This window comes from Empedobacter sp. UBA6305, from assembly GCF_002440405.1.
Classification (GTDB): domain Bacteria; phylum Bacteroidota; class Bacteroidia; order Flavobacteriales; family Weeksellaceae; genus Empedobacter; species Empedobacter falsenii_B.
This window is the reverse complement of sequence record NZ_DJTP01000006.1, coordinates 100,263-108,212: the sequence shown is the minus strand read 5'-3', so window position 1 is coordinate 108,212 and position 7,950 is coordinate 100,263. Positions and strand designations below refer to the sequence as shown.

General features: G+C 33.5%; 7 protein-coding genes. 1 reads left to right on the top strand and 6 read right to left on the bottom strand.

Annotated elements, in window-relative coordinates; translation table 11 throughout:
• Positions 1–470: 470 nt before the first annotated feature.
• The 4 genes from B3M86_RS01965 to atpD form a co-directional block, all read right to left on the bottom strand.
• The gene (locus tag B3M86_RS01965) at positions 471–1,478 is read right to left on the bottom strand and encodes a homoserine O-acetyltransferase family protein (protein ID WP_038336140.1); all 1,008 of its coding nucleotides are present in this window, start codon (positions 1,476–1,478) and stop codon (positions 471–473) included.
• Between the two features lie 30 nt (positions 1,479–1,508).
• Positions 1,509–2,816 (bottom strand): O-acetylhomoserine aminocarboxypropyltransferase/cysteine synthase family protein, encoded by a 1,308-nt coding sequence (locus tag B3M86_RS01960; RefSeq protein WP_291047430.1) that lies wholly within the window; start codon positions 2,814–2,816, stop codon positions 1,509–1,511.
• A 449-nt stretch (positions 2,817–3,265) separates the two neighbouring features.
• Entirely contained in the window at positions 3,266–3,559 is a 294-nt protein-coding gene (locus tag B3M86_RS01955) for a F0F1 ATP synthase subunit epsilon (protein WP_280038257.1), read from the bottom strand.
• Between the two features lie 85 nt (positions 3,560–3,644).
• Entirely contained in the window at positions 3,645–5,153 is a 1,509-nt protein-coding gene (gene atpD, locus B3M86_RS01950) for a F0F1 ATP synthase subunit beta (protein WP_114998651.1), read from the bottom strand.
• A gap of 188 nt (positions 5,154–5,341) precedes the next feature.
• Here atpD and B3M86_RS01945 point away from each other — a divergent pair, with 188 nt between their 5' ends.
• On the top strand, positions 5,342–6,271 hold the full coding sequence (locus B3M86_RS01945; protein ID WP_286495649.1) for a bifunctional riboflavin kinase/FAD synthetase: 930 nt from the start codon (positions 5,342–5,344) through the stop codon (positions 6,269–6,271).
• A 36-nt stretch (positions 6,272–6,307) separates the two neighbouring features.
• On the opposite strand, the gene B3M86_RS01940 is transcribed toward B3M86_RS01945, so the two are convergent.
• A complete protein-coding gene (locus B3M86_RS01940) occupies positions 6,308–7,345 on the bottom strand; it encodes a hypothetical protein (RefSeq protein WP_291047426.1) in 1,038 nt (345 codons plus the stop codon).
• Positions 7,342–7,884: an RNA polymerase sigma factor gene (locus B3M86_RS01935; protein ID WP_291047424.1), complete on the bottom strand. Its 543-nt coding sequence runs from the start codon at positions 7,882–7,884 to the stop codon at positions 7,342–7,344. The genes B3M86_RS01940 and B3M86_RS01935 overlap by 4 nt, the downstream gene beginning before the upstream one ends.
• Positions 7,885–7,950 lie beyond the last annotated feature (66 nt).

The window sequence follows — 7,950 nt, the reverse complement described above, 5'->3', positions numbered from 1 at the left end:
GTCAATTCTTACTTTCACTCCAAAAACCCCTTTCGGAATCGGATGGCAAAGATAATACTTATTTAGATTCTCGCAAATTTATTTTTAAATAATTTTTGTCGCTACTAAGTCCTTATGTCAACTACAATACTACTCGTCTTTCGTATTGCGGTTGCAAATATACGGCTGGATTATTCGTTTTTCCAAACATACTTTACTTTTATTTTACATTCTAATCTTAAGTCGCTGGTACAATGGAAAATATTTTTTGTTTTTTTTAGATATGAGAAGTGAGATACAAGGTTTTAAAAGATAAAAGCCCGTTTTTACCGCAGAAAATGATTAGACGTTTTGCTTTTCTTGAACAAAAGAAAAGCAAAATGGATACTTTTGAAGGAACTACTCGGGAGAAATTCTACGAAGTAGAATCTATTTATAAATAAAAAAAGCTCGAATAAATCGAGCTTCATATAATTATTCATTCCATAATATTATACGAGATGTTCCAAAATTGTATTTAATTCTTGTAATTCGACCAAGAAACCATCGTGTCCAAAAATAGAATCAATTTCGATGAATTTTGCATTTGAAATATGATTCGCTATAAATTTTTGCTCACTTGGCGGAAATAATATATCCGAAGATATACCTATAACTATTGTATTGGATGAAATTTGAGCCAATGATTTCTCTAAAGACTCTCTCTTTCGAGCCAAATTTTGTGAATCCATCGCTTTCGAAAGTGTCCAATATGAATGTGCATTAAATCGATTTGCTAATTTTTCACCTTGATATTTTTGATAAGAAGACGCTTTGAAATCGTTGTAAACAGAATCCTTGTCTTTTTGCTTCTGTTCATATATAATATAGGTACGATAAGACAACATCGCAATTGTACGCGCCGCAATCAATCCATTTCTTCCTCCATCCTCAATTTTATCGTTAAAAGTTGAATCGGCTTCGATAGCCAAACGCTGCGATTCGTTGAACGCAATTCCCCATGGAGAATGTACCGCATTTGTCGCCAACAAAACCAAATTATCCACTTTAACTTGATCAAGTAACGTAAATTCTAACGCTTGTTGACCACCGAGTGAACCACCTATTAATAAATGAATAGTTGAAATTCCTAAATGATCTGCCAACAATTGGTGCGCATTTGCCATATCTTTTATCGTAATTGTAGGAAAATCTCGATAATAAGGCGAATTTGTTTCAGGATTTGTAGACAACGGATTTGTCGTTCCATAATTAGAACCAATCACATTGGCGCAAATAATAAAATGATCTTTTGGATTGAATAATTCATTTTCTCCAAAAAGACCAGCCCACCAATCAAAAACATCCGAGTTTGCCGTTAAAGCATGACAAACCCAGATGATATTATTTTTTTCGGGATTCAACGTTCCCGCTGTATGATAAGCAATGGTTAAATTTTCGAGAATTTGACCATTTTCTAATTGAAATGGCTTTGTATAATTATATTGATAAAAATTCACTGAATTAATTTATAGCTAATAATACTTTGTTTACTTAATTTTATCAAAAGCTCGCTGAAGATCATTTTTGATATCATCAATATATTCAATTCCGACAGAAAGACGCAATAAACCAGGAAAAACTCCAGCAGATTTTTGTTCATCATCGCTCAGTTGTTGATGAGTTGTTGCAGAAGGATGAATAATTAACGATTTTGCATCGCCAACATTTGCCAAATGACTAATCAATTCTAAACTATCAATAAATTGATTCGCTTTGTCTGCATCACCTTTAATTTGGAATGATAAAACAGCTCCGAAACCATTTTTCAAATATTTTTTTGCCAAATGATGACTTGGAGAAGTAATTAATCCAGGATAATTCACTTTTTCAACTTGCGGATGAAGTTCTAACCAACGCGCAATTTCTAACGTATTGTCCAAATGTTTCTGAACTCTTAACGACAACGTCTCTAAACCTTGTAACAATAAAAAAGAATTGAACGGTGAAATTGCTGGACCAAAATCGCGCAAACCTTCGACGCGGGCACGAATAATAAACTGAATATTACCAAAAGGACCATTCACTCCAAAAACATCGGAAAAAACTAAACCATGATAACCTTCTGATGGTTCAGAAAATTGTGGAAATCTACCATTACCCCAATTATAATTTCCACCATCCACGATAACTCCACCGATAGAAGTTCCGTGTCCACCGATCCATTTTGTTGCAGATTCTACGACAACGTTTGCTCCATGCTCTAAAGGTTTGAAAATATAACCGCCCACACCAAACGTATTATCCACAATAAATGGAATGTTATATTTTTGTGCAATTGCAGCGATTGCTTCAAAATCTGGAACATTAAAACTCGGATTTCCTATCGTTTCTGCATAAATCGCTTTTGTATTTTCATCAATTAATGATTCAATTTTTGCTGGATCTGCATCTTCAGCAAAGCGAACATCAACACCTAAACGCTTAAAACCAACTTTGAATTGATTATATGTTCCGCCATAAAGATTAGAAGCCGAAACAAAATTATCTCCTGATTCTAAAATATTATTTAAAGCAATAAATTGTGCCGCTTGTCCCGATGAAACAGCTAATGCCGCAACACCACCTTCCAGCGCAGCAATACGTTTTTCGAAAACGTCAGTTGTTGGATTCTGAATTCTTGTGTAAATATTACCAAATTCTTTCAAAGCAAATAAATTTGCTCCGTGTTCGGCATCATTAAATACATAAGAAGATGTTTGATAAATTGGAACAGCGCGAGAGCCTGTTGATGGGTCTACTTCTTGACCTGCGTGTACTTGTAAAGTATCGAAATGTAATTGTTTTTCTGTTGACATAATAAAATTGTTTTGAATGTGACTACGATTAATAAATAGTAGGGTAGGTTAGTTAGCTAAAATTAGCAGCTGCACATTCGAATTTTACTATTGATACAATTATAGATGCTCTGAAGCAGGACGCCGTGTCCAAAAGAATGTTTTTTAGAATTGTACTTCATCTTTAAAAAAATTATTCATTTCTAACTACACTTTGTAGTTTTATATTTTATGTGAAATTAGAATAATTTTCTAAATAATAAAATTTATAATTAGTTTTTAGAAAATAAATCTATTAAATTGATTTAAAAAGAATATTCATGCCAAAAAGTTAAAAATATTTCTTTCGAAATCTATAAAAAGGATTTAAACAGAATAAAATTTGAAGTAAAAAAGAGAATATTAAGTAGAAAACATAAAAAAAGGAGATCAAAATTGATCTCCTTTTAAGTTTTATGATAAAAAAGTAATTAGTTTGCTAAAACGATTACTTTATTATTGCTCATTTCAATTGTTCCTCCTTTGATATCTAACAATAATGTAGATTCGTTTGATGGAGAAGTGTAAACTTTGCCAGATTGATTATCGAAATCTTCGAAAGTTTTTGTGTGAACTTTAATTTTAATTGTTCCTTCACCTAAAGTTGCAACGATAGGAGCGTGGTTATTTAATAACTGAAATTCACCATCTTTACCTGGTAAAGTAACAGCATCTACTTCTGCATCGAAAACTACGAATTCTGGCGTAATAATTTGTAAGTGCATAATCCTATTGTTTTTAAAAAAAAGAGTACTTAGCAACTTTCAAAAAGAAAAGAAACGTAAGCACTCTTTATATGGTTAAATTATATTATTTAGCTTCTGCTAACATTTTTTCTCCAGCTTCAATCGCTTCTTCGATTGTACCACGTAAGTTGAATGCAGCCTCAGGATATTGGTCAACTTCACCATCTAAGATCATGTTGAATCCTTTGATTGTATCTTTGATATCTACTAAAACACCTGGGATACCTGTAAACTGTTCTGCAACGTGGAATGGTTGAGATAAGAAACGTTGGATACGACGTGCACGGTGTACAACTAACTTATCCTCTTCTGATAACTCTTCCATACCTAAAATCGCGATGATATCTTGTAAAGCATTGTAACGTTGTAAGATTTCTTTTACACGTTGTGCTGTTTCGTAATGTTCTTTACCAATAATTGCTGGTGATAAGATACGAGATGTAGAGTTCAATGGATCTACCGCTGGGTAAATACCTAATGAAGCAATTTTACGATCTAATACCGTTGTAGCATCTAAGTGCGCGAAAGTCGTAGCTGGCGCAGGGTCAGTTAAATCATCGGCAGGTACATATACCGCTTGTACAGAAGTAATAGATCCGTTTTTAGTAGATGTAATACGCTCTTGCATAGCACCCATTTCAGTTGCTAATGTTGGCTGATAACCTACGGCTGATGGCATACGTCCTAATAAGGCAGAAACCTCAGAACCTGCTTGTGTAAAACGGAAGATATTATCTACGAAGAATAATACGTCACGTCCTTGACCTTGTCCATCTCCATCACGGAAATATTCAGCTAATGTTAAACCTGTTAAAGCAACACGAGCACGTGCACCTGGAGGTTCATTCATTTGTCCGAAAACGAAAGCTGCTTTAGACTCTTTCATGTTTTCACTGTTTACTTTAGATAAATCCCAAGATCCACCTTCCATAGAGTGCATGAAATCTTCACCGTAATTAATTAATCCAGCTTCAATCATCTCACGCATTAAGTCATTACCTTCACGAGTACGCTCACCAACACCAGCGAATACAGATAAACCTCCGTGTCCTTTTGCGATGTTGTTCATCAACTCCTGAATTAATACTGTTTTACCTACTCCGGCACCACCAAATAAACCAATTTTACCACCTTTTACGTATGGCTCTACTAAGTCAATTACTTTAATACCTGTAAATAAAACTTCTGCAGATGTTGATAATTCTTCGAATTTTGGAGCTGGACGGTGAATAGGTAAACCATTTTCTTTGTCTAAATTCCCTAAACCATCAATAGCATCTCCAACTACATTAAATACACGTCCTTTGATGTTTTCTCCGATAGGAACCATAATTGGTTTTCCTAAAGCGATAACTTCTTGACCTCTTTGTAAACCATCAGAACTATCCATTGCGATACAACGTACAGTATCTTCACCGATGTGTTGCTCAACTTCAAGAATTAATGTTTCTTTTCCTTGACGAGGAACCTCTAATGCATCATAAATATTTGGAAGGCCTTCTGCGTTATCAAAAATAACGTCAATTACAGGTCCAATAACCTGTGCAATCTTACCTTTCTTTTGATTTGCCATTATATGAAATGATTTAGTTTATTTTATTTGGGTGCAAAGGTAAGTTAAAAACATTGTATAATTTATATACTTTTTAAGATTTTTGTCATAATATTTTGATTAGTAATCAGAATATTACAATCAAAGGAAATTAAAAATAGATTTGAAGTTCGATTTGAAAGCCTTAATTTTGTGCAAAATCATTTTTAGTGAACGTTTATCAATCCTTAGAAGAAATCAAACCAATCAAACGTCCTGTCCTTACTTTGGGCATGTTTGATGGTGTGCACATTGGACACCAATCTATTCTAAAACAACTCAATACAATTGCAAAAGAAATTGATGGAAAAAGTGTTTTGATTACTTTTAATCCACATCCTCGAATGGTTTTACAACCAAATTGTGATCTTAAATTTTTGAACACTTTAGAGGAAAAAGAAAATGTTTTGCGTCAATTTGGGTTAGAACATTTGATTATTCAAGCGTTTACAACAGATTTTTCGCAAGTAACTTCTGTCGAATTTGTCAAGAATTTATTGGTTGATAAAATTAATATTGATACGCTAGTGATTGGCTACGATCATCATTTCGGGAAAAATAGAGAAGGAAATTTTGAACAATTACAAGTTCTTTCGAAAAAATATGGTTTCAATTTGATTCAATTGCAAGCTGTCGAAGAAAATGATGTGGCGGTGAGTTCTACAAAAATTAGAAATGCACTTATCGAAGGAAATATCGCGTATGCGAATAAAGCGTTGAACTATCAATATCCGCTTTCTGGAGAAGTTGTTCATGGTGACAAAATTGGTCGTACACTTGGTTTTCCTACCGCTAATTTACAAGTTGATCCCAATAAATTAATTCCAAAAGATGGCGTTTATGCGGTTGATGTTTTTGTGGATGATCAGAAATATTTAGGTTTATTAAGCATCGGATTTAGAGAAACGGTTACCAATTCTCGTGAACATCGAGTAGAAGTGAATATTTTGGATTTTGATCGAGATATTTATGGAGAAACAATTCGCCTTGAATTTTTAGGACATTTGCGAGATGAAAAGAAATTTGATTCGTTAGATGATTTAATCATCGCGATGAATCAAGACAAAGAAAATGCAATAAATTTATATGGAAATAATTAAAAAAAGGTTCGCTAAAAGCGAACCTTTTTTTAATCTCTATTTATTATAATATTTAAATATTTCTTTTTTATTTTTTTCCAAAACTCCCAAAAGCGTCGCATCAACCTTTGGTTCGTTTGTTATTAAAACAATCTTATCATTTACTTTCTCAAATGTAATGACAAGATTATTCGTTGTACTTTCAAACGAAATTTTATCTTTTAATTTCTTTTGTAATTTAAAATTAGTACGTAAAATATCCGATTTTACTGTAAACTTTAAAGGTTTATAAACAATTGCAGATTTGTCAATTACAGATTTTTTTGGCGAAACTTCCATCACCGAAGCTGTTTCTAACGAAGCATTTGCAGCACGTGTTTCTGCAACAACCGTCATTTTCATCACATCAGAAGTATCTTTTAGCTTAGCATTTTGTCTGCTTACACCATTTGCAACTACAATACCAGAAGCTTTTCCAGCTAACTTATCCGAAATAACTGAATCTTTTATAGAACCCAAATTCTGATTACTTGTTTTAGCATATTGTCTTTCTTTTTCTATTGAATCTAAAACCTTAGAACGAGCTTCCATCGCTTGCGGTGCTGATAAAGTAACTGGAGCATTCGATGCAGAAGCATTAGATAATTGAGGAAAATATCCTTCGTCAGCAATTACACTAGCAGAATGTCCTTCAATTACTTTATAAACAGGCTGTTTTGTAACTTTATCATTCTTTACTATTTCTAGAGGTTTTTCCAAATCTTTATCTTTCGATTCCAAAACCACTATTTCTTCTTGTTCAGCAGGCGATTGCTCGATAACTGGGACATTTGTTTTGACAATTTCAAGTGAATTTTCTCTATTTTCAGTATTAATATTCTCGATAAAAAGCACAAAGTAAGGAATCGCAATCAACGCGAAAACGGCAGCAGAAAACCATACACTCGAAACAAATTCGCGAATAGGTTTCTTCTTCTTTTCCTCCTTCTGCAAACCAGATTCAATACGTTTCCACACCAAATCACTCGGCTTTTCGCCGACTGTTTCGCTACTTCTTGATCGAAATAAATCTTCTATTGGATCGTTTGTGTTCACGATAAATTTGATTTTATATTTTCATTCTTACTTAACATATCCTTCAATTTCGTCTTCGCTAAATTAAGTTGCGATTTAGATGTTCCTTCTGTAATGCCCAAACTTTCGGCAATTTCTTTGTGCTTATATCCCTCAATAACGTAAAGGGTAAACACGAGACGACAGCCTTCGGGTAGATAATCGAGGAGTTTCATCACATCATCTTCTTCGATTTGTTGCGAAGCTTCTTGATTAGATGAAATAGAAGAGGAGTAATCGTCTACATTAAGGTGAAAAATTTTATTTTTCCGCAACTCCATCAAACATTCATTAATCATAATTCTTCGCATCCATCCTTCAAAACTTCCTTCGAACGAATAATTTTCAAGATTCTGAAAAATCTTCAAAAAACCTTTTACCAACGCATCTTCCGCTTGTTGTATATCGGTAAAATAACGTTTACAAACCGCAAAAAATCGCGCATCATATTTTTCGTAAAGCAGCCGCTGTGCTTTCGAATCATTGTTGATACAAGCTTTTATGAGTTGTTTTTCGTCCAAAATACTTTTTCTTTCTCAGTGTTTAGATGCGAAAATTACGCTTATGGTTGCTTTGATAGCGTAAAA

Coding starts and splice junctions, on each gene's coding strand:
- B3M86_RS01960 (WP_291047430.1), bottom strand. CDS start 2,816: ATGTCAACAGAAAAACAATTACATTTCGATACTTTACAAGTACACGCA.
- B3M86_RS01955 (WP_280038257.1), bottom strand. CDS start 3,559: ATGCACTTACAAATTATTACGCCAGAATTCGTAGTTTTCGATGCAGAA.
- atpD (WP_114998651.1), bottom strand. CDS start 5,153: ATGGCAAATCAAAAGAAAGGTAAGATTGCACAGGTTATTGGACCTGTA.